We start from the raw sequence: 22,866 nt of genomic DNA on the forward strand, positions 1-22,866 counted from the left end.
CTCGGATGGCGAGCGCAGGCGCGGACGGCTTGCTAACGACCCGTGCCGAACGGCACTGTATCAGCGGTTTAGGACAGTCCTCCGCCGCATTCAAGGCCGATAGAAGCGCGCGCCGCTGGCCCTGAGCGCCGCCGGATCGAACAGCACCGGCTTCAACCGGTGCGCGACGAACAGAGGCGCCTGGTCGTTGTAATGCGGGCTGTCGGGCCGCGTCGTCGCAGCGCCGAAGGGCTGGATCGATTCCGAATGCACCTGCCCCGCCTTGTCCCAGGTCACGAACATGATGAAGCTGTCGCCGTGGCGGACCTTGAGCCGCCCGTCGGGCTCGACATCCCACAGGGTCGAAGCGCGCACCGTATCGTTGCCGCCGTCGAGCGGCAGGTCGACGCGGTGGGCGCCCTCGCCGTGACGCAGCCGCAGCACGGTCCCGAGCTTCGGGTCGAGCCCGGCGAAATATTGCTGCAGATGATTCACCGTCGCGCTCAGCACCTGGCGCGGGTCGGGGTCGGCCTTGCGCTGATAATGGCTGCCGTTCGCGGGGCGCAGCACCATCAGCGCCAGCGCATCGCCCTTGCCCTTGCCGTCGAGTTTCCAGTCCCATTTGCGCAGCAGGTCCTGCGCCTCGGCCAGCGCCGGGTCGCCCCTGGTATCGAGCGCGAGCAGCCGGTCGATCCACGCCTTGGCATAGCCGGTCTTCGCATAGGTGGTGTCATATTTGATCGCCTTCAGCCGCGCCTCGTCGATCTGCCCCGACGCCTCGAACAGCTCGATCAGCCGCGTCGCGCGGTTGGTCATGTCATCCTCGATGCCGAGCAAGGGCGAAAAGGCCGCGGGGTCGAGCTCGTCACCCGGCCCCGCCGCGACCCATGGCGTGTTGTTCGCGTTCATCACATAGCCCGAGCGCGGATTGACCAGCGCCGGCACTCGGTCAAACGGCAGCGTCTTCGTCCACACATCGGCCGAAGTGTCGCCCGGCAGGACGCCGCGCCAGTTGAAGCCCGCGGGCCGGTCGGGGAACATCGCGTTATAGAACATCCCGATATTGCCCTTGGCATCGGCATAGATGAAATTCGTCGCGGGCACCCCCTGCCCGGCCATCGCCGCGCGCCATTCGGCGAAATTGCGCGCCTTGTTGAGCCGGTAATATTGGGTGACCATCTTCGCCTGGTCCATGCCCGCGTAACGGATGGCAAAGGCGCCCTTGGCATTTTTGATCACCGGCCCTTGGACCGCGCGATAGATGGTGCGCGGCACCGGGATCACGAACGGCCCATATTTGACGCGCAGCCAGATGCGCTTTTCCTCGAGCGGCCGCCACTGGCCATCGAAGCGGTAATTCTTGCCGCTCTCGTCGAGCACCAGCTTGTAGATGTCGATCAGGTCGGGCCGGTTCACCGTGTTGGTCCAGCCGAGATATTTATTGTGGCCGAGGAAGGGGTAAGGCGAGCCGGGGAAATTCGCCCCCGCGAAATCCCATCCCTCGCCCGAATGCACGACCAGCTCGTACCAGGCGACGCCGCCGGTCCACGGCTGGTGCGAGTTGGAGACGAGCCGCGTCGCGCCGTCGGTCGAACGCGATGGCGCGACCGCGAAACCGTTCGACCCGTTGGCTTCGGGATCGCGCCCGACCGGGGTCAGTTCACGCGGCACCAGCTTGCCCTTGGCGTCGAGCGACGGTCCGCCCTCGCGCCCCAGCACCTTGTCCTCGGTCAGCCCGCCGAGCACCGAATCGAGCCCGAAGAAGAAGGGCGAGCGCAGCACGAAGCCCGCGACGACATCCTCGCCGGTCACCGGGAAAAGCCCCGACAGTCGCACCTCGCCCGGATGCTTGTCGGCATAATGGTTGAGCCCCGCCGCATAGGCGGTGAAGAGGTTCCGGACATCTGCGGGAAGCTGCGGCCAGTCGCGCGCGGTCGTCGCGCGAACGCCGAGCAGCGCCTCGGCATAGTCGACCTTCGCGCCATCCGCGCCGAGCATCGCCCCCGCCCGCCCGCGCGTCATCGCGAGCACTTCCTGCAGGGTCGAAAAATCATCCTCGGCATGGGCATAAGCGACGCCATAGGCGACGTCGGCGTCGGTGCGCCCAAAGATATGCGGCACCCCGAATTTGTCGCGCGCGATCTGCACATCGGCGGGCTTGAAAGCCGGCGCGGCGGGCGATTCAGCGGTCAGCGGTTCCCATATTGCGAGGCCGGTCAGGATGGCGGCGATCAGCAGGACCAGTCCCAGCAAGGCCCGTCGCAGCATATCGTCTTCCTTCCGTTCCTTCGGTCGCGCCTGTGTGGCGAGCCTGCGGGCGGAAGGCAAGCGGGGGAATCGGTTCACGCGGAGGCGCGGAGACGCGGAGAAGGAAAAGAGTGAGATTCGCGCAGAGACCGCAGAGGAAAGAAGAGGAAGTGGCCCCATCCTTTCGAGAGCGCACAGTCGTGATCGACATAGCCAGGATTCGTCATTGCGAGCGAAGCGAAGCAATCCAGAGCGGCTTGTCACACTCTGGATTGCTTCGCTTCGCTCGCAATGACACGCTAAAGATCATCATGCTTCGACAAAAGCCATCGGACAGCAATCATATGGTTTCCTCTGCGCTCTCTGCGAACTCTGCGCGAATTCTCTCCAACGCCGCCGCTCGCTATAGCTCCTATTCTCCGCGCCTCCGCGTCTCCGCGTGAATCTTCAAAACCACCCTTGTGTTGCAAAACGGCAACACTATCTCTGACGGCGAGAAAGGGGCTTATCCACATGAACCTCGAAAAATTCACCGACCGCGCCAAGGGTTTCCTCCAGTCGGCGCAGACGATTGCGATCCGCATGAACCATCAGCGGATCAGTCCCGAGCATATCGCGAAAGCGCTGCTCGAGGACAAGGAAGGCATGGCCGCGGGGCTGATCCGGCGCGCCGGCGGCGATGCCGCGCGTGCTACCTCGGCTATCGACGCGCTGCTCGCGAAAGTGCCCGCCGTCTCAGGCTCGGGCGCGCAGGCGACGCCCGGCCTCGACAATGACGCGGTGCGCCTGCTCGACCAGGCCGAACAGCTCGCCGAGAAGGCCGGCGACGGCTTCGTCACCGTCGAACGGCTGCTGCTCGCAATGGTGCTCGCTCCCTCGACTCCGGTCGGCAAGGCGTTCGCCGACGCAGGGCTGAAGGCCGACGCGCTGAATAATGTCATCAACGAACTGCGCCGAGGCCGCACCGCCGATACGGCAGGGGCGGAGGACAGTTTCGAAGCGCTGGGCAAATATGCCCGCGACCTCACCGAAGTCGCGCGCGACGGCAAGCTCGACCCGGTCATCGGCCGCGACGAGGAAATCCGCCGCACCGTGCAGATCCTCGCGCGCCGCACCAAGAACAACCCGGTCCTCATCGGCGAACCCGGCGTCGGCAAGACCGCGATCGCCGAGGGCCTTGCGCTGCGCATCGCCAACGGCGACGTCCCCGACAGTTTGAAGGACCGCCGTCTGCTCGCGCTCGACATGGGCGCGCTGATCGCGGGCGCCAAATATCGCGGCGAGTTCGAGGAGCGGCTGAAGGGCGTGCTCGACGAGGTGAAATCGGCCGAGGGCGAGATCATCCTGTTCATCGACGAGATGCACACGCTGGTCGGCGCGGGCAAGGGCGACGGCGCGATGGACGCCTCGAACCTGCTCAAGCCCGCGCTCGCGCGCGGCGAGCTCCACTGCATCGGCGCGACGACGCTCGACGAATATCGCAAATATGTCGAAAAGGACCCCGCGCTCCAGCGGCGCTTTCAGCCGGTCTTCGTCGGCGAGCCGACAGTCGAGGATTCGATCTCGATCCTGCGCGGGCTCAAGGAAAAATATGAGCTGCACCACGGCGTGCGGATCACCGACGGCGCGATCGTCGCCGCGGCGACGCTGTCGAACCGCTATATCTCCGACCGCTTCCTGCCCGACAAGGCGATCGACCTGATGGACGAGGCCGCGAGCCGCATCCGCATGGAGGTCGAATCGAAGCCCGAAGAGATCGAGAATCTCGACCGCCGCATCATCCAGATGAAGATCGAGGAAGCGGCGCTGACCAAGGAGACCGACGCCGCGTCGAAGGACCGGCTCGACAAGCTGCGCGCCGAGCTTGCGAACCTCGAACAGCAGTCGAGCGAGCTCACCCAGAAATGGCAGGCCGAAAAGGACAAGATCCACGCCGAGGCGAAGATCAAGGAACAGCTCGACGCCGCGCGCGGCCAGCTCGAACAGGCGCAGCGCGCCGGCGATCTCGGCAAGGCGGGCGAGCTCAGCTACGGCACCATCCCGGGCCTCGAAAAGCAGCTCGAGGAGGCGCAGGCCGCCTCGGGCAACGCGATGCTGCGCGAGGAGGTCACCGCCGACGACATCGCCGCGGTCGTCAGCCGCTGGACCGGCATCCCGGTCGACCGGATGATGGAGGGCGAGCGCGAGAAACTGCTCGGCATGGAAGATACGCTCGGCCAGCGCGTGATCGGTCAGGACGAAGCGGTGCGCGCCGTCTCGACCGCGGTCCGTCGCGCCCGCGCCGGGCTACAGGATCCGAACCGGCCCTTGGGCTCGTTCCTCTTCCTGGGCCCGACGGGCGTCGGCAAGACCGAGCTCACCAAGGCGCTCGCGCGCTTCCTGTTCGACGATGACAATGCGATGGTCCGCATCGACATGTCGGAGTTCATGGAGAAGCACGCCGTGTCGCGGCTGATCGGCGCGCCTCCGGGCTATGTCGGCTATGAGGAGGGCGGCGTGCTCACCGAAGCGGTGCGCCGCCGGCCCTATCAGGTCGTCCTCTTCGACGAGGTCGAAAAGGCGCATGGCGACGTGTTCAACATCCTGCTCCAGGTGCTCGACGACGGGCGGCTGACCGACGGGCAGGGCCGCACGGTCGACTTCACCAACACGCTGATCATCCTGACCTCGAACCTCGGCAGCCAGGCGATCGCCGCGCTTCCCGATGACGCGCCGGTCGAACAGGCCGAACCCGCCGTCATGGAGGTGGTGCGCGCGCATTTCCGGCCCGAGTTCCTGAACCGGCTCGACGAGATCGTGCTCTTTCACCGCCTCGCGCAGCAGCATATGGGCGGCATCGTCGATATTCAGGTCGCGCGGGTGCAGAAACTGCTGACCGATCGCAAGGTGACGCTCGACCTCACCGACGCGGCGCGCGCGTGGCTCGGCCGGGTCGGCTACGATCCCGTCTATGGCGCGCGGCCGCTCAAGCGCGCGGTGCAGAAATATTTGCAGGACCCGCTCGCCGACCTGATCCTCAAGGGCGAGGTCAAGGACGGCTCGACGATCAAGGTCAACGAAGGCGATGGCGCGCTGACGCTGACACCGGCATAGGAGGGCGTGCAAAAAGGGCGGCAGAAACGCCGCCCTTTTCCACTCCAGCCGGCGGGCCGGGATCAGTTGCTGCTGTTGCCCGCCTTGCTCTGCATCGCCTCGGCCGTTTCGCGGGCGTCGGTCGCGCCTTTCTCGAGCACGACCTTCCATTGCTCGTTGGTGTGGCAGACGCGGTTCTTCTTCACCAGCGAGCCGATCTCGAGCGTCTTGCGGCACTTGATATAATAGGGATGGGTCATCGCCAGTCCCTCGTTATACGCCTTGATCTCGGTCGGCGTCATCAGCGAGGGCGTCTTGGCCGGCGGCGCGCGGTCGGCCGGCGCGGCGGGTTCCGCCGCAAATGCGGCAGGCGCGGCCAGCAGGGCCGCGGCGATGATCGCGGGCAAAATCTTGGTCATGCAAATCCTCCTACCGCGGGCATACGCCCGCAGCCTCTGAGCGATATCATATGGGCGACGGGGGCTTTCGCAAAGCTGAATTTCGTCCATGACAGGCGCCTGCCGAACGGGCCCTGGTCAACGCGGAATCGCGAATCTCGACGCGTCGGCCGCGGCGAAATAGCGGCGCAAAAGCTCGCGCTCCCCGTCCGAAAGATGCGGGTTCCAGACGTCGAAGATCAGCACGGCGCGAAGCGCGTCGCTGTCGTTCCACGCTTCATGTTCGATCGTGTCGTCGAACACGAAGGCGCGCCCTTCCTCCCACACCCGCGTTTCGCCGCCGACCCGAAAGCCGCAGCCCGGCGGAACGATCAGCGGCAGGTGGACGATGGCGCGGGTATTGGTGACCCCGGTATGCGGGGGGATGCGCGTATGCGGACGCAACATCGAGAAAAAGGCGCTCGGCGTCCGTCCGGGAATAGGCTCGCCGGGGACCGCCGCCAGCGCGGCCGCCGTCACCGGGCAGCGGTCGAGGACCGGCTGGTTGGGTTCGCCATATTCCCACAGGAAACAGGCCCCCCAGTCGAGCTTGTTGTCGAGCGGCGACCAGAGCGAATCGGGCGTTCCGGCATCCATGCGGACATAGGGGCGGAGCGCATCGCCCGGATCGTCGAGCAAGGCGGTCAACTCAGCCCGGATCGCATCGCTCCGCGCCTCGATAGCCGTCAGCCAGGGGAAATGGCCGCGGTCGAAAAACTCGTCGGCGGGCAGAAACGGATATTGCACGCCCGCGCACTGATTCTGATAGATACGGCGGCGGCCGAGCGCCGCGGCGACGAAAGCGTCGCCGCGCCTGATCTCGGTTTCCGACAGGGCGTCGCGCATCGGCGCGATGGCAGCAGTCGCCGCATCGAACATCGCCCCCGTCGCGCCCGCGATGAACGCCGATCCGTGCGCGAGCAAAGGCGCAAGCGGCTCGGGCACGGGCTGGAGCTGGCTGCCCAGGCTGACCGCCGCGCTCCAGGCCGCAAGTGCCGCCCCCTTTTCATCGCGCGCTTCGTGACGTTCGGCCTTGCGAAGCCAGGCCATCAGATCGCGCTGGTCGATCGCGAGCGCGGCATCGAGTGCGGCAAGCTCGCGCTCATCATCGCCCAATGCACGCCAGGCCGATGCGAGATTGCGCTGCAGCGCCCCCGAATGCGGATCGTCCGCGACAGCCGCCGCGAAATGCTGCGACGCGGCGGCCGCATCTCCAGCCTGCAGGGCGGCAATACCAAGGCGATTGGCGGCGGCGGCGGGCGGCGGCGACGGGCTGGTCATGGCCGATGCTTGCCATCGCCCGGGACAATCGGCAAGGTCGATCGATGCAAGCCGCGCCTTCCGTGACCGCCATCGCCGCAGACGCCGAATGGCTCGCGCATCGCTATGATCCGGGCCACGACGCCTTCCATTTTCGCCGGGTCGTGCGCACGGCGCGCGCCGCGGTTCCCTTTCTGACCGACCAGCACCTCGGCACCGAAGCTGCGCCCGCCATATTGCGCCGAACCGACTGCCGGAGCGCGACCGGCGGCGCAGGGGCGCCGATCCATTTTCTCTTTCACTCGGCCTATTGCGCCTCGACGATGCTTGCGCAGGCGTTCGACCAGCCGGGGATTGCGACCAGCCTGTCCGAGCCGGTGCTGCTGAACGATATGGTCGGCTGGCGCCGCCGCGGCGCCGATCCGCGCCAACATGGACGCGTCATGGACGATGCGCTGGCGATGCTGGGGCGCAGCTTCATCCCGGGCGAGGCGGTGATCGTCAAGCCGTCGAACGTCTTCAATCCGCTGGCGCGCGGCGCGCTGATGCTGCGCCCCGATGCCCGCGCGATCCTGCTTCACGCGCCGCTTCGCGACTTCCTGCTGTCGGTCGCACGCAAAGGCCTGTGGTGCCGCCTGTGGTGCCGCGAACTGCTGGAAAATTATCTGGCCGACGGCTTCGTGAAGCTCGGCTTCGAGCCGCGCGATTATTTCCGTCAGTCGGATTTACAGGTGGCCGCAGTCGGATGGCTGGCGCAGCAGCAGGATTTCGTGGCGCTCGCCCACGCGATGCCCGGCCGGATCGCGACGCTTGCCAGCGACCGTCTCACCGATGCCCCCATAGCGACGATCGCCGCCGCCATGGATCATTTCGGCCTTGCCGGCGACCGCGCCGCCCTTGCCGACCATCCCGCGATCGGCCGCAACAGCAAATCCGGCGCGGCCTTCGCCCCCGGCGAGCGGCAGCGCGATCTGGCCGCCGCCGAGGCGGCCCATGGCGACGAGATTGATCAAGTCGCCACCTGGGCCGAAGCCGTCGCCGGGCAGGCGAATATTCCGCTGACGCTGCCAGGGGCGCTGCGCACAGCCTGAGCGCCCGCGGCCTGGCGCCTCGATCCCATCCCCGCCGCTTGCGACCGGTCGGTGCCGTCAGGCCAAATGCCGGAAAAGAAGAGGGATTCGCACGGAGGACGCAGAGGCGTGGGTTCCATATTGCGAATGTCAGTCAGATTTGTTTCGCACAAAGGCACAAAGCCACGCAGATGTCGTGATTGCTGCGAAGCAATTTCTTCCTTTAACGCGGCGCGAAATCGCAATGGTGGGTCAAAAGACGGCCTTGCGGCCGCGAGCAAGCCTCTTCGTGGCTTTGTGGCTTTGTGCGAAACAAAAAATCCGAACCTGTCAGGTCAGTGCGATACTTCCGCCTCTGCGATCTCTGCGCGAATTTCTCAACATACCAGATTCCGACCGGAGGCGGGCCTATTCTTCATCGTCATCCCGGACTTGATCCGGGATCCATCCGGCGCTGAGAGAATGGATCCCGGATCAAGTCCGGGATGACGAGAGTTTATAGGCGGCAGGTGAGCGACAGTTTTATCTCGCTCTCCAGCCCAAAGCAGTCGTTAAGCCGGCCTCGTCATCCCCATAGAAAAAGGGGCGGACATTGCTGTCCGCCCCCAATTCCTGCCGAAGCGTGAAGCGATTAGAACTTCAGCTTCGCCGAGATCGCATAACGGCGGCCCAGCGCGTCGTAGGTCGACGGGAAGGTGTTGCCGCTGTTGTAGGTGGTCGAACCGATCGTGTTGCCGACGATCGGCGGCTTCTGGTTGAGCATGTTCTGGACCGTCGCGGTGAAGGTCAGATTCTCGCTCACGTTGAAGCGCGCGGTCAGGTCGAAATAGTTCTTCGCCTTGATGTGGCGGAACTGCGGATCGACGACGCAACCGCCCGGATCGGTGCCCGTCGGATCGGGGCAATCGGCGGGGGCGCCCAGAGCCGCGTCGATATCGGCCTGCAACTGCGCGGGTTCGAACGACACGCCGTCCTGCCAGCGCCACAGCAGCGACAGATCGACCTTGTCGAAGCCGAGCGTGAAGCGGTTCGAGAACTGGAACTCGGGCTGGATCGAACCCGTGAACGAGCAGTTCACGCTGTAGTAGCCGACGCATTCGCGGTTCAGCGAGTCGGGATCGGCCACGTTCGCGTTGAACTTCGAATGACGCGTCCAGTTGCCGACGAACGACCAGCTCAGATTGGCGAAGCCGAGGTCGGTGTTCCAGTTCATCAGCAGGTCGAAGCCGTCGGTGTACAACCGGCCCAGGTTGTTCGTCAGACCGAACAGCCCCGGAGTGGTCGACGCATCGCCGTCGAGACCGCCGGTGAGCGGGTTACGACGGATCGACGTACAAGCCGGATCGCTCGCACTCGCTGCGGAGATGTTGTTGAAGCAGGCACCGATGATGTCGCCCGGCAGCGGCGTGCCGAGCACGTCGTTGACCTTGATGTTGTAATAGTCGAGCGACAGGTTGAAGCGCGGCAGGAAGTCGGGCTGGAAGACCACCCCGAGCGTCCAGGTATCGGCCTTTTCGGGCTGCAGGTTCAAATTGCCGCCCGCTGTGATGTTAGCCTGCGCCGCGCTCGGGTTGGTGATGGTCCCGATCGTGCCGGCCGGAGCGCCCTGCGCAATACAAACCGCACGCAGGTCGGCATTGGTCGTCGGCGCCGCGCCCGCGCAGGGATCGATGCCGAGATTGGTCAGGCCAACCGTCGCCGGCGTGAACAGCTCGCCGATGTTCGGCGCGCGAACCGCACGGCTGTAGTTGCCGCGGAACTTGATGCCCGCGCCCGGAGCCCAGCTACCGCCGGCCTTCCAGGTCGTGGTGTTGTAGCCGCCGGCGCCCTTGATGCTGTAATCCGAATAACGGATGCCGGCTTCGAGAGTCAGACTCTCGAAAAAGGGCTTGTCCTCGATCAGCGGCGCCACGACTTCGGCATAGGCCTCGTAGACGTCATAGCCGCCGTCGATGTCCGGAGCCGCGCCGCCGGCGCCACCCAGTTCGCCCGCGGTCTTTGCCAGCAGGTCGGACGACTGCTGCGCCTTATACTTGCGATATTCGCCACCGATCGCGAAACCGATCGGCTGCGTCGCGCCGGGCGAAGCAAAGCCGAGGTCACCCGAGATGATGGCCCGAGCCTGCGCTAGCGAGGTGCGGTTGGTCGAGGTGCTCTGTTCCGACAGATAGCGTGCCATATCCGGCGTAATCGAGCCTTCGGGGCCGAAAAGATTGACCGGAACACAGTCTGCATTGCCGCTCTGGCAGGTCACGCCATCATCCGACAGCGATGCTTCGCGGAACCGCGACTGCAGCGTATAACCCTTGATCGTCTGGATATTCTCCGATTCGCCATAGGCGCCCTCGACACTCCAGTCGATCGAATCGGTGATGCCGCCGCGCAGACCCAAACGATAATCGAAGAAGGTCGTCTGATAGTTGCTGATGCGCGAACCGACTTCGGGCGTACGCCGATTCAAGGTAGCGGCCGGGTTATTCTGATAACCTTCGATTTGATTGCCTTGGTCGTCCGTCTTGATGATGCCGTCGCCATCGACGTCGAAGGGCACGAACTGGCTGTTCAGGCCGATCTCGCGATAGTTGGCATCACCACGGCCGGTCGCGGTAGCCGCCGCGTCGCATTCCGCCTGCGTAAAGCGCGGGGTGTAGACCGTTTCGCTCGGGTTGACATCGAAGCCGCAGAACTGGTTGCGAAGGTTGGCCGGCAGGAACGGATTGTTGAGGTTGATCGGCACCGAGCCGCCGAACGAACCCGACGGGGCGATAATCGTCGACACCGTGTTCTTCGAGAACATGCCGCGCGTATAGACTTCAACTGCATCCGAGACCTCGTAATTGGCCTGGCCATAGATGTTGAAGCGTTCGAACGGTGTCTGATAGATGTTGAACGGGTTGAAATTGTAGGTCGCGAAAGTCGGGACCGCCGTGCCGGTGGCCGGATCGATCTGGAACACGCCATTGTTCTTCACAGTGGGGTCGATGACCGGCACACCGTTGGCGTCGAGCGGACGCGTGCCCGAGAAGCGCGACGGAACGCCGGTGCCCGAACCCTGATAGGTGTTCGAATAGCTGTCGAGCGTGTCGAGCGAGTAGGAGCGCTGGCCCTGGTAGACCGGATCGGCCTGCTGGTAGCCGATGCTCAGCACCGCATTGCCGCGGCCATCGTCGAAGTTGGCACCGATGGTGGCATCGACGCGGAAGACGTTACCGTCACCCTTTTCGGTGAGCTGCTCCGAAGCCTGGACTTCGAGGCCCGCGAAATCGCGCTTGGTGATGAAGTTGACGACGCCGGTGATCGCGTCGGCGCCATAGGTGGTCACCGCCGCGCCGGTCAGCGCGTCGACGCGCTCGATCAGCGCGAGCGGGATGTTGTTGAGGTCGACGCGGCCGTTGACGTCCGAAGGTGCGACACGGTTGCCGTTCAGCAGCACGATGTTGCGGGTCGAACCGAGACCGCGAAGGTCGACGTAGGAAGCGCCGCCGTTGCCGTTGTTGACCGCCGAACCGATGTTCGCGACCACGCCGGGCATTTCGCGCAGCACTTCTTCGGCGACGTTCGACTGCTTGAGCTCGATCACGTCCGAGGTCGTGACGTTGACCGGCGTGGACTGTTCGAGGTTGGGGTTGCGGATCAGCGAGCCGGTGACGACGATCTCCGAGGTGTTGGCGGTCGCGCCTTCATCGGCCGCATCCTGCGCATAAGCAGGGGCAGAAATCAGGGCGACGCCCAGCACCAGCGGTGCGGCGCCCAATTTCAGCTTCGAATATTGGGTTTTCTTCACAGTGCAGTCCCTTGCTACTGATGGATCTAAAGATACCCGGGCCCCCACGCACGCGCCTCCCCGGCACACGCACGAAACACCCCGATAGCGTGCGGGATGGTCTTCCATTCATGTCGAGTAAAGGAAATTTGCCCCGTCCGCAGGCGTTTCGAACCGGATTGTGACGTATTTGCAACAGACCGGAATCACGGCGAAACAGAAGGTGCCCGGGCCGGGCCGATCCTGAAATATAATATCCGATGAAATTATCCGGCGACGCGGACGGGCGCAGCGTCAGCCGCCCATCGGCCCCGCGAGCTTGCCGGGATCGAGACGCGCGTCGCGCCACTTGAGTCCCCAGTGAAGATGCGGCCCCGTCGCGCGCCCGGTAGCGCCCACCGTGCCGAGCCTTTGCCCCTGCGTCACCCGGTCGCCGACCTTCACGTCGAGTCGCTGACAATGGAGGAAAGCGCTCGACAGCCTCATGCCGTGGTCGACGATCAGCAGATTGCCCTCGAGCGTGAAGGGCGCCGCTGCCGCGAGCGTCACCACCCCGTCGGCGGGCGCGTAGAAAGGCGTTCCCGCGGGCACCGCGACGTCGGTGCCGCTGTGATAGCTGCCGGGTTTGCCCTGATAGACGCGCTGCGAGCCGAAGAAGCCCGAGAAGCGCCCGGTCACCGGCCAGCGGAATCTTTGCCGCCAGCCGTCCGATTCGACCGGCGTCGCACGCGCCGCGGCAATCTGCGCCAGTTCGGCCGGACGGCGTCGCGCGAAATCAGCGTCGCTCGACGCGCTGCCGCGATAGGGCGCGTTGATATGCTCGATCCGCCAGCTTCCCGCGGCGACCGGCAGCGTCCGCTCGACCCGCTGCCCCGACGCCAGTGTCGCGACGAGCAACGCCGAAGGGCCGGCGTCGCGGTCGAAAGCGATCAGGAAGCTCTCGTCGCTCGCCAGCGGCACCGGCTGGCCGTCGAGCGTCAGCGTGCGCGTACCGCCCGGCGCCTGCCCCAGCATCGCCGCGCCCTGCTCGGGCGTCCCGCGCAGCAGGAAATCGGCGCGCACCGGTGGCGCGGCCGGCGGCGGCAGGGGCGATCCGGGGTCGGTGAAGGGCGAAGGCGCGGGTGACGGCGCGGGCTTCGCGGGCGCGTCCGAAGCCGGCACGCATCCGGCCGCGACGGTCAGCAGCACCGATGCGGCCAGCAGGTGCGGCGCCCGCATCGGGCGCGTCATGCCTTGCTGTCGAGCGCGGCCTGCACCGAAAGCGCGGCGGTCGCATAGGGCTCCTGCCGCGCGACCGACCAATAGCGAAGCTCGTCGAGCCCGATCGGCGCGCCGGTCACCGCGCACAGCACATGGTCGCCCGGCGACAACACGCGAAAACCGTTGGGGCCATAGTGGAGGCGGGCGAGGCGGTTGCGGCTGGCGATCAGCATGATTCAAAGTCCGTTGCGAGAGAGGTCATCGCGCCGGTTATAGCAGCGGGGCGGCGCGCGGCCACCCCCTGCTCGTCAGAACAGCTCGCCCTGCCCCCGGCCCGGCGTCGGCGGCGCCTTGCGCGCCGGACGCGGCACGGGCGGCGGCGCGTCGCCATCGGCGACTTCGGCGGGCACGTCGCCGTCGGCGAACTGCAGCCGGAGATGCCCCGCGGCGCGCGCCTTGGCCGCGCTCGTCACGATCGCGCCCCCGGCATCGCGCACCATCGCATAGCCGCGCGACAGCAGCGCGCGCGGGTCGAGCGACGCGAGCAATCGCTCCAGCCCTTCCAGCCGCGCGCGGTCGCGGTCGAGCCGCCGTTCGAGCAGCGACGGCCTGAGCGCGCCCGACCGCGACGCCAGCCGTTCGGCGACCACCGCGAGCCGGTGCCGCTGCGCGCGGTCGATCCGCCCCTCGGCATCGTCGAGCCGCTGGCGCTGCGGCGCATAGAGCGCCTCGCGCTTCGGCAGGTGCCGCGCCAGCGCCGTCAACCGCTCGCGCGCCAGCGCGGTATGGCGGCTCGCCGCGCCGATCATCCGCCCGCCGCGCGCCGCGAGTTCGGCGGCGAGGTCGGCGCGCACCGGCACCGCCAGCTCGGCGGCGGCGGTCGGGGTCGGCGCGCGCACGTCGGCGGCATAGTCAGCGAGCGTCACGTCGGTTTCGTGCCCCACCGCGCTGATCGTCGGGATGCGGCAATCGGCGATCGCGCGCACGACGACCTCTTCGTTGAACGCCCACAGATCCTCGATCGACCCGCCGCCGCGCGCGACGATGACGAGGTCGGGGCGCGGCACCGGCCCGCCGGGCACGAGCGCGTCGAAGCCGCGCACCGCCTTGGCGACCTGCGCCGCCGCGCCCTCGCCCTGCACCAGCACCGGCCAGACGATCACATGCGTCGGGAAGCGGTCGGCGAGGCGGTGGAGGATGTCGCGGATCACCGCCCCGGTCGGCGAGGTGACGACGCCGATGATCCGCGGCAGGCGCGGCAACGGCTGCTTGCGCTCGCGGTCGAACAGCCCTTCGCCGCCGAGCCGCGCCTTCAATTTCTCGAAGAGCAGCATCAGCGCGCCCTCGCCCGCGACCTCCAGGCTGTCGACGACGAGCTGATATTTGGAGCGCCCGGGGTAAGTGGTGAGCTTCCCGGTCGCGATCACCTCGATGCCGTCTTCCGGCCGGAAAGCGAGGCGGCCCGCCTGCCCCTTCCACATCACCATGTCGATCAGCGCATTATCGTCCTTCAGCGCCGCATAGAAATGCCCCGATGCCGCGCGTTTCGCGCCCGACAGCTCGCCGCGCACCCGGACGCGGGAAAAGCCGTCCTCGACTGTCCGCTTGATCGCCGACGACAATTGGCTGACAGACAAAGCAGGCGCATTGTCGCCTTGCCGCTCCTCGGCTAACAGCCGCGCTTCACTCTCGTCGCCGGACGCCATATCGGGAAAAGGGACTGCCATGAATATCCTGCTCATCGGGTCGGGGGGCCGCGAACATGCGCTGAGCTGGCAACTGGCACAATCGCCAAGCTGCGCCAAGCTCTATGCCGCTCCGGGCAACCCGGGGATCGAACTCCACGCCGAGTGCGTGCCGATTCCCGCCGACGATCTGGACGGCCTGATCGGCTTCGTCCGCGCCCATGCGATCGATTTCGTCGTCGTCGGGCCCGAGGCGCCGCTCGTCGCCGGGCTCGCCGACCGGCTGCGCGAGATCGGCGTGCCGGTCTTCGGGCCGGGCGCGGCCGCCGCACGGCTCGAAGGGTCGAAGGGCTTCACGAAAGATCTCTGCGCGCGCGCCGGCATTCCGACCGCCGCCTATGCCCGCGCGACCTCGGCCGAGGAGGCGCTGGCGCTACTCGACGGCTTTTCGATCCCCGTCGTCATCAAGGCCGACGGCCTCGCCGCGGGCAAGGGCGTGATTATCGCCGAAACGCGCGAGGACGCCGAAGCCGCAGTCGAGGAGATGTTCGCCGGCGCCTTCGGCGGCGCGGGCGCCGAGGTGGTGATCGAGGAGTTTATGACCGGCGAGGAGGCGAGCTTTTTCGCCCTCTCCGACGGCACGAACGTCCTCGCCTTCGGCAGCGCGCAGGATCACAAGCGCGTCGGCGAAGGCGACACCGGCCCCAACACCGGCGGCATGGGCGCCTACAGCCCCGCGCCGGTGCTCACCGCCGCGCTCGAAGCGGAGGTGATGGACCGCATCGTCCGCCCGACCGTGGCGACGCTCGCCGCCGAGGGCACGCCCTATGTCGGCGTCCTCTTCGCCGGGCTGATGCTCACCGATCGGGGGCCGAAACTGATCGAATATAATTGCCGCTTCGGCGACCCCGAATGCCAGGTGCTGATGATGCGCCTCAAGGGCGATTTCGCCGCGCTGCTCCACGCCGCCGCGACCGGCACGCTCGCCGATGCGGAGCCGCCCGTCTTTTCGCACGACTATGCGCTGACCGTCGTCATGGCGGCGAAGGGCTATCCCGGCACCCCCGAAAAGGGCGGCGCGATCCGCCGTATCGCCGATGCCGAGGCGGGCGGCGTCCGCGTCTTCCACGCCGGCACCGCCCGCGACGACCGCACGCTGGTCGCGGCGGGCGGGCGCGTCCTGAACGTCACCGCGACAGGCAAGAGCGTCACCGAGGCGCGCGCGCGCGTTTATGCCGCGGTCGACAAGCTCGATTTCCCCAGCGGCTTCTGCCGCCGCGACATCGGCTGGAGAGAAGTCGCGCGCGAAGCAAAGTAGAACCGCCCGTCATCCCGGCGAAGGCCCGGATCTCACCCTATCGCCATGACGCACCGGCGAGATCCCGGCCTTCGCCGGGATGACGAACGGGTAGACGCCGGCAAAACCCGCGAATAAGCTGATGCGAAATCAGGGAGAGCATCATGGCATGGCTTCAGGAAAATTGGATCATCGCGGTCGTCGGCCTCGTCGTCGCGGTCGTGCTTCTGTGGTGGCTGTTCGGCCGCAACCGGCCCGAGGAGATCGCTCCCCCCGTCGCGCCGCCCGCCGAACCGAAGAAGCCGCTCGAAGCGGTGAAGCCCGAGATCGTCGCGGCCGAACCCGCGCGCTTCAAGCCGAAGGAACCGGCGCCAGCCGCGCCGCCGCCGTCTGCGCCGGCGCCCGTCGCCGAAACGCCTCCTCCTCCCACGCCCGCCGCACCGGCAGCGGAGATTCCCCAAGAACCCACCGCCCCTGCCGAACCCGCGCCGGAACCGGCCGCTGAAGCGCCGCCTCCCGCGCCGGCGCCAACTCCCGCGGCGAAGGCCGACAATCTCCAGCTCCTGAAAGGCATCGGGCCCAAGCTTGCCGGCCTTCTGAACGGCCTCGGCGTCACCAGCTTCCAGCAGATCGCCGACTGGACCGAGGCCGATATCGCGGCGATCGATCCGCAGCTCGGTGCGTTCCAGGGCCGTATCGCCCGCGACAATATCGTCGACCAGGCCGCCTACCTCGCCCGGGGCGACAAGGACGGCTTCGAAGCGAAATATGGCGCGCTGGGCGGAGAGCTTTAGCGTCTGTCCATCGCCGGGGCGGGAATGCCGGATCGAGCCCGGCATGTCGAAATGAGGTGGCAACTCCGTTTGAGAGCAAGAGCGTGATTTTGCTTTCTTCGTCACCCCGGACTTGATCGGGGATTATCCCTTTCCAGCCCGTATGGTTTCTGACGAGAGTCTGGGGAAGCCAGTCGTGAAGCAGGCGATGCCGGCCGTTTCATAAGATTTGCGCAGAGATCGCAGAGATTTTGGTTCACGCGGAGCCGCGGAGAGGCAGGTTCGGGCCGGCAGGCCCCCTCTTTTCGTCGAGGATGCGGCAAGCCGCGGCGTTGCATGAAGAATGCCGCTTCGCGGCAAGCCCGATCTCCTCCGCGGCTCCGCGTGAACTTCGACTCTCCCTCTCTGCGATCTCTGCGCGAATCCCATCTACGCCAGCTTTCGCCGCCAAGCTGCCGCTTACATGTCTCGGGGGAGTAAAGGCCGACTTGATCCGGGGTGACGAGATAGGAAATCGCTCCTTCCAAATCCAAACCGAGTCACCAGCCGAAAGGACGGGAAATTGACTCCGCTCATGCGCAAGTGTATTATAAAGATAATGCACCAAGGAGATGCCCGAATGCGTTTCGCCTATCTGCTCCCCCCGATGATGCTTCTCGCTGCCTGCGGGCAGAGCGACAGGAAAGACCAGCCCGAGGTTTCGATCAACGCGGGCGGCGAAAAGGGCGGCGTCCACATCAGCGCCGGCAAGGACGGCGGCCGGATCAAGATCGGCGGCGAGGGCGCCGGGATCGACATGAAGCTCCCCGATTTCGCGAACCTCGACATCGAGGGCGATTTCGATATCGACGGAGTGAAGCTCTATCCCGGCAGCAAGGTGGCAGCGGTCGATGTCAATGCGAGTGACGCGGATGGGACGGATAAGGCGAAGGTGCGTCTCGACTTCACCTCGCCGGCGGCTCCCGCCAAGGCGGCCGACTGGATGGCGGCCGAATTTGCGAAGAAGGGGACGCAGGTCACGCGTACGGGCGACACGCTGGCCGGCCGGGACAAGGACGGTGCCGATTTCACGGTTCGATTCGAACCCGACGGCAATGCGAGCAAGGGGGAGGTGCGGATCGTCAAGAATTGACCCCTCGTCATCGCGAGGAGCGAAGCGACGCGGCAATCCAGAGTGCACGTAAGCCGCTCTGGATTGCTTCCCCCGGCTTTCGCCGGGGTCGCAATGACGGCGTTTGAGTCTACCCGCTGTTCCTGAGCGCCGTCGCGATCGCGTTGATCGTGAGCTGGATGCCTTCGGCGATGCGCGGGTCGGTTTCGCCCGCGCGGTGGCGCTTCATCAGCTCGATCTGGAGCAGGTTGAGCGGCTCGATATAGGGCAGTCGCAGCCGGATCGACGCCTCCAGCGCCGGATTCTTCTCCAGCAGCCGCGACTGGCCGGTGATCCGCAGCAACCCGTCATGCGCGCGATTCCAGCCATCGCGGACGCGCGCGAAGATCGCGTCGTGCCCGTCGACATGGGCGGCCAGTTCGGCATAACGCGCCGCGATTCCCATGTCCGATTTCGCGAGCACCATCTCCATATTGTCGAGCAGCGCGGCGAAGAAGGGCCAGCTTTGCGCCATGTCGGCGAGCAGCGACTGGTCGCCGAACGCCGCGAAGGCCTCGCCCGTCCCGTACCAGCCGGGCAGCATCGTGCGCGCCTGCGCCCAGCTGAACACCCAGGGAATCGCCCGCAAATCCTCGATCGCAGTCGATTTGGTGCGGCTCGATGGGCGCGATCCGATCTTGAGCCCCGCGATCTCGGCGATCGGGGTCATCGCGCGGAAGAAATCCTTGAACGCCGGCGTGTCATAGACGAGCGCGCGATACGCGCCGAACGCCGTGTCCGACAGCGCGTCCATCGCGGCGGTGAAGTGGCCGCTATTCGCGGCGTTCAGGCTTTCGGGCTCGAGGCTCGCGAGCAGGCTCGCCGACACCATCGCCTCCAGATTGGTCGCCGCGCTGTCGGCGGTGCCATATTTGGCGGCGATCACCTCGCCCTGCTCGGTAATGCGGATGCGCCCCTGCACGGTGCCCGCGGGCTGCGCGCGGATCGCCGCGAAGGCGCTGCCGCCGCCGCGTCCGACCGCGCCGCCGCGGCCGTGGAAAAGCTGCATCGCGCTGCCCGCGGCGTCGAACACCGGGGTCAGCGCGTCCGACGCCTGATGCAGCCCCCAAGTCGAGGTCAGATAGCCGCCGTCCTTGTTCGAATCCGAATAGCCGATCATCACTTCCTGATGCCCGCGCGCGGCGACCTGCGGCGCGATTTCGGGCAGCGCGAAATAGCGCGCCATGATCGCGGGCGCGTCGTTCAGGTCGGCGATCGTCTCGAACAAGGGGACGACCATCAGCGTGTCCTCGCCCTCGGCCGACCACAGCCCGGCCTCGCGCGCGAGGACATGGACCTCGAGCAGGTCGGACAGGCTTTCGGCCTTGCTGATGATCCATTGCACGATCGCGTCGGGGCCCAGCCTGGCACGGATCGTCGCGGCGGCGTGGACGATCGCGAGCTCGCCCGCACTCTCGTCGCTCCACTGGTGCCACGGCGCGGCGAGCGGGCGGTTGACGCCGAGCTCGCGGCGCAGCAGCGCGACGCGCGCCTCCTCGTCCAGCGCGAGATAGTCGGCCTCGACCCCCGACACCTTGAGGAGTTCGGCGAGCACGCGCTCGTGCACCGCGCTGTTCTGCCGCATGTCGAGCGTCGCGAGGTGAAAGCCGAACACCTCGACCGCGCGGATCAGCCGCCCGAGCGCGCCGATCCCCGCAAGCTGCCCCTCGCCGCTCGCCGACAGGCCGTCGGCGATGGTGACGAGGTCGCGGCGGAAATCGGCGGGGGTGCGATAGGCCTCGCCCGCCAGCGGCGACGGGCGCGGCGGCGCTTCGCCGACGATGCCGGCATAAGTGGCGCATATCCTCGCATAGATGCCCGACAGCGCGCGGCGATAGGGCTCGTCGCTCCGGCTCGGCGCGGTGTCGCCGCTTGCCTCGGCCAGCGCCTCGACCGCGGCGGGGACCGGCGCCAGCGCCGACGATACCGACAGTTCGGCGCCGAGCGCATGGACCGCATCGGCATAATGGCCGAGCACCGCCGCCGCGTTGCGGCTCGTCGCCATGTGCAGCGTCCCGGCGGTGACGAAGGGGTTGCCGTCGCGGTCGCCGCCGATCCAGCTCCCGACGCGCAGGAAGCTCGCCGGGCGCGTCCCCAGCTCCCTTTCCCAGCGCGCATAGAGTCGCGGCACCACGGGCAGGAAGACATCGCGCAAATAGGTCAGCGCATTGTCGATCTCGTCGGCGACGAACAACTTCTCGGTGCGCAGCGGCCGCGTCTGCCACAGCAGCACGATCTGGCGGCGGATCGCATCCTCGATCCCATCGCCTTCGGGCGTCTCCTCATGCCCCGCGTCGCGCAGCCGCATCAGGTCCGCGATGCGATTCTTGTGGTCGAGCACCGACTTGCGCCGCACTTCGGTCGGGTGCGCGGTCAGCACCGGCGCGACGAGCGCGGCGTCCAGCAGCGCCGCCACGGCGTCGCGGCCGATCCCGTCGCCCTTCAGTCTGTCGAGCGCCGCGGCGACCGTCGCCTCGGGCTCGGCGGCGATGCCTTGTCTGTCCTCGGCGAGGTTGGCGAGCATCGAAAAGAGCATGAAGCCGCGCACGAAGGCGATCGTATCGTCGAGGCTCAGCGCGTCGAGCCCCGGATCGATCGCTTCCGCCCCCGCGATGCCGCGATGCCGATCGACGCTCGACGAGCGGATATATTCGGTCTGCCGGAACAGTTTCTCGCCGCCATAGGCGCGGATGACGTCGCCGAGGATTCGCCCGAGATAACGGATGTCGGGGTTCTGGCTGATCTGGATCGGTGGGCCCATGGGCGCAAGTTGCTGCACCGCAGCAGACGCTACGTCAAGCGGCGCATAGCTATGCCTTGAAAGATCAGTTCGCCTTGACGAGGGTCAACATACCCATGTCGATCGCCGGACGGCCATCGAACGCAACGCTGTTGCGCGTGTCGGTGATGAACATCAGTCGCCCCGACGCATCGCTGATCCGCGCCGAGACGGCATAGCTGTGCCGCGGGTCGAGGCGGCGCTGGTCGACCGTCAGGCGGAAGGCGAAGGGCACCTGCCGCCCGTCGGCGGTGAAGCTCTGCTGCGCGATCGTCTTTGACGGCGCGTCGGCCAGGCTGACGTCGTCGAGCCGGATCTCGACCTGCGCGGTCGGCGGCAGCGCGATGCGCTCGCGATAGGCGATGCTGCCGGTGACCGCGACCGGCTCCTCCGACGGCATGATCGTCGCGCAGGCGGCAAGGGACAGACTCAAGGTCAAGGCGGCAGCAAAACGGAGCACGACATTCTCCTTTGACAACAATCCCCATCGCCCCTTCTTCGTCCCCCCACCTTAGCCGGAAGGACGGAGGTTTGGGAATAGCCTGCATCGCTCGGCTCTCGCCTGCGCGTCGATGAAAGCCACAAATGATATTTTGAAGGCGTCGATGCAGGGCTTTATGGTCTTAGGAACGAAAGGCCCCCGCCTCATTCGTCCTCTTCACCCTTCGGCTTCCGAAGCTCGCTGACCAGCAGCTTGTCGATCTTGCGCCCGTCCATATCGACGATCTCGAACTTCCAGCCGCGATCGGTGAAGCTCTCCCCCTCGGCGGGCAGATGCTTGAGGATCGCCAGCGCGTGGCCCGCCGCGGTCGCATAGTCGCGGTCGTCACCCAGCTCGATGCCAAGGCGCTCGGCCATCTGGTCGGCGGGCATCGACCCCGCGATCAGCAGGCTGCCATCGTCGCGCTCGGTGACGAAGGGTTCGCTGCCGATGTCCTGGTCCGACGCGAATTCGCCCGCGATCGCCGAGAGCAGGTCGGCGGGCGTCACCAGCCCCTCGAAATGCCCATATTCGTCGTGGACGAGCAGCATCGGCACCTCGGCGGCGCGCAGGCCTTCGAGCGCGTCCATCGCGTCGATCTGGTCGTGGATCACCTTCGCCGGGCGGATCAGCTTCTCGAGATCGAGCGTTTCGCCGCGGAACAATGCCCCCGCGATGTCGCGCGCCTGGACGATGCCGGCGATATCGTCGACCGAACCGCGCGCGACCGGCAGCCGCGTGTGCGGGCTTTCGAGCAGCTTGGCGCGCACCGCGTCGTCGTCCGACGCGATGTCGATCCAGTCGACGTCGATGCGCGGCGTCATCACCTCGCGCACCGGCCGGTCGGCGAGGCGCACGACGCCCGAGATGATCGCGCGCTCGCTTTCCTCGATCACGCCCGATTTCGACGCTTCCGCGACGATCAGGTGCAGTTCCTCGGCGGTCACCCGGTCCTCGGACTCGCGGTTGAGGCCGAGCAGGCGAAAAACCAGCGCCGAGCTGTTGTCGAGCAGCCAGACGAGCGGCGCCGCGACGCGCGACAGCCAGACCATCGGCGTCGCCATTGCGATCGCGATCGGTTCGGGCGCGCGCAACGCGAACTGCTTGGGCACCAGCTCGCCCACGATCAGCGAGAAATAGGTGGTGACGCCGATGACGACCGCAAAGCCCGCCGCCTGGGCATGATCGGCGTCGAGCCCGAACCACGCCGCGAGCCGGTCGGCGACCGGCTGCCCCAGGCTCGCGCCCGAATAGGCGCCCGCGAGGATGCCGATCAGCGTGATGCCGACCTGCACCGTCGACAGGAAGCGCCCCGGATCGGCGGCGAGCTGGCGCGCGATCTTCGCGCCGCGGCTGCCGCGCTTTTCGGCCGCCTGCAAGCGCGGCCCGCGCGCCGAGACGATCGCGAGCTCGGACAGGGCGAACAGGCCGTTGAGGAGGATCAGCACCGCGATGATCGCGACGTCGGACCAGGGGAAAGGGCTCATCGGGCGGTCATCGGGGGGCGGTCGTGCGGCGCACGGGCGCCCGGCCCCTGTCGGCTTGGGTCATGTCCGCCCTATAGGCGATAGCGGCGGCAAAGCACAATGACCCCGCTTGAAGGGCTCGATTACCCTTCTCGTCACCCCGGACTTGATCCGGGGTCCCGCTTTTCGCCGTCGCTGAGCGGGACC

General features: G+C 66.8%; 15 protein-coding genes. 5 read left to right on the forward strand and 10 right to left on the reverse strand.

Annotation, left to right across the window (positions count from 1 at the left end; all coding sequences use genetic code 11):
• Positions 1–90: 90 nt before the first annotated feature.
• Positions 91–2,247 carry an acylase gene (locus OJI97_RS10100; RefSeq protein WP_297663149.1) on the reverse strand — a complete coding sequence of 719 codons (2,157 nt, stop codon included), beginning with the start codon at positions 2,245–2,247 and terminating at the stop codon, positions 91–93.
• A gap of 492 nt (positions 2,248–2,739) precedes the next feature.
• On the opposite strand from OJI97_RS10100, the gene clpB reads away from it, so the two are divergent.
• Positions 2,740–5,319, forward strand: coding sequence for an ATP-dependent chaperone ClpB (gene clpB / locus OJI97_RS10105; protein ID WP_297663151.1), 2,580 nt, complete (start codon positions 2,740–2,742; stop codon positions 5,317–5,319).
• Between the two features lie 62 nt (positions 5,320–5,381).
• Here the strand turns inward: clpB and OJI97_RS10110 are convergent, their stop codons facing one another.
• Together OJI97_RS10110 and OJI97_RS10115 are read right to left on the reverse strand one after the other, a co-directional pair.
• Positions 5,382–5,717 carry a hypothetical protein gene (locus OJI97_RS10110; protein ID WP_297663152.1) on the reverse strand — a complete coding sequence of 112 codons (336 nt, stop codon included), beginning with the start codon at positions 5,715–5,717 and terminating at the stop codon, positions 5,382–5,384.
• 117 nt (positions 5,718–5,834) lie between these two features.
• Positions 5,835–7,016, reverse strand: coding sequence for an aspartyl/asparaginyl beta-hydroxylase domain-containing protein (locus OJI97_RS10115; RefSeq protein WP_297663153.1), 1,182 nt, complete (start codon positions 7,014–7,016; stop codon positions 5,835–5,837).
• A gap of 44 nt (positions 7,017–7,060) precedes the next feature.
• Between OJI97_RS10115 and OJI97_RS10120 the strand changes: the two genes are divergently transcribed.
• On the forward strand, positions 7,061–8,086 hold the full coding sequence (locus tag OJI97_RS10120; RefSeq protein WP_297663154.1) for a hypothetical protein: 1,026 nt from the start codon (positions 7,061–7,063) through the stop codon (positions 8,084–8,086).
• 610 nt (positions 8,087–8,696) lie between these two features.
• Here the strand turns inward: OJI97_RS10120 and OJI97_RS10125 are convergent.
• The 4 genes from OJI97_RS10125 to xseA all read right to left on the reverse strand — a co-directional run bounded on the left by OJI97_RS10125 (position 8,697) and on the right by xseA (position 14,755).
• Complete coding sequence (locus OJI97_RS10125; RefSeq protein ID WP_297663155.1) at positions 8,697–11,849, reverse strand: TonB-dependent receptor; 3,153 nt, start codon at positions 11,847–11,849, stop codon at positions 8,697–8,699.
• 273 nt (positions 11,850–12,122) lie between these two features.
• Positions 12,123–13,058, reverse strand: a complete 936-nt coding sequence (locus OJI97_RS10130) for a M23 family metallopeptidase (RefSeq protein WP_297663156.1) — start codon at positions 13,056–13,058, stop codon at positions 12,123–12,125.
• Complete coding sequence (locus OJI97_RS10135) at positions 13,055–13,261, reverse strand: DUF2093 domain-containing protein (protein ID WP_297663157.1); 207 nt, start codon at positions 13,259–13,261, stop codon at positions 13,055–13,057. Before OJI97_RS10135 ends, OJI97_RS10130 begins: the two co-directional genes overlap by 4 nt.
• Before the next feature lie 75 nt (positions 13,262–13,336).
• Positions 13,337–14,755, reverse strand: coding sequence for an exodeoxyribonuclease VII large subunit (gene xseA / locus OJI97_RS10140; protein WP_297663158.1), 1,419 nt, complete (start codon positions 14,753–14,755; stop codon positions 13,337–13,339).
• On the opposite strand from xseA, the gene purD reads away from it, so the two are divergent.
• The 3 genes from purD (at position 14,754) to OJI97_RS10155 (ending at position 17,915) form a co-directional block, all read left to right on the forward strand.
• Positions 14,754–16,031, forward strand: a complete 1,278-nt coding sequence (gene purD / locus OJI97_RS10145; RefSeq protein WP_297663159.1) for a phosphoribosylamine--glycine ligase — start codon at positions 14,754–14,756, stop codon at positions 16,029–16,031. The two genes, xseA and purD, sit on opposite strands and share 2 nt — an antisense overlap.
• Positions 16,032–16,174: 143 nt before the next feature.
• A complete protein-coding gene (locus tag OJI97_RS10150; protein WP_297663160.1) occupies positions 16,175–16,804 on the forward strand; it encodes a hypothetical protein in 630 nt (209 codons plus the stop codon).
• A gap of 598 nt (positions 16,805–17,402) precedes the next feature.
• Positions 17,403–17,915, forward strand: a complete 513-nt coding sequence (locus OJI97_RS10155) for a hypothetical protein (RefSeq protein ID WP_297663161.1) — start codon at positions 17,403–17,405, stop codon at positions 17,913–17,915.
• Positions 17,916–18,024: 109 nt separating this feature from the next.
• Here OJI97_RS10155 and ppc read toward each other — a convergent pair whose 3' ends face one another.
• From ppc to OJI97_RS10170, 3 genes are all read right to left on the reverse strand, one after another.
• Positions 18,025–20,694 carry a phosphoenolpyruvate carboxylase gene (gene ppc, locus OJI97_RS10160; RefSeq protein ID WP_297663162.1) on the reverse strand — a complete coding sequence of 890 codons (2,670 nt, stop codon included), beginning with the start codon at positions 20,692–20,694 and terminating at the stop codon, positions 18,025–18,027.
• A gap of 64 nt (positions 20,695–20,758) precedes the next feature.
• A complete protein-coding gene (locus tag OJI97_RS10165; RefSeq protein WP_297663163.1) occupies positions 20,759–21,172 on the reverse strand; it encodes a YbaY family lipoprotein in 414 nt (137 codons plus the stop codon).
• A 185-nt stretch (positions 21,173–21,357) separates the two neighbouring features.
• Positions 21,358–22,680 (reverse strand): hemolysin family protein, encoded by a 1,323-nt coding sequence (locus OJI97_RS10170; RefSeq protein WP_297663164.1) that lies wholly within the window; start codon positions 22,678–22,680, stop codon positions 21,358–21,360.
• Positions 22,681–22,866 lie beyond the last annotated feature (186 nt).

Source organism: Sphingopyxis sp. (genome assembly GCF_025869345.1).
Classification (GTDB): Bacteria; Pseudomonadota; Alphaproteobacteria; order Sphingomonadales; family Sphingomonadaceae; genus Sphingopyxis.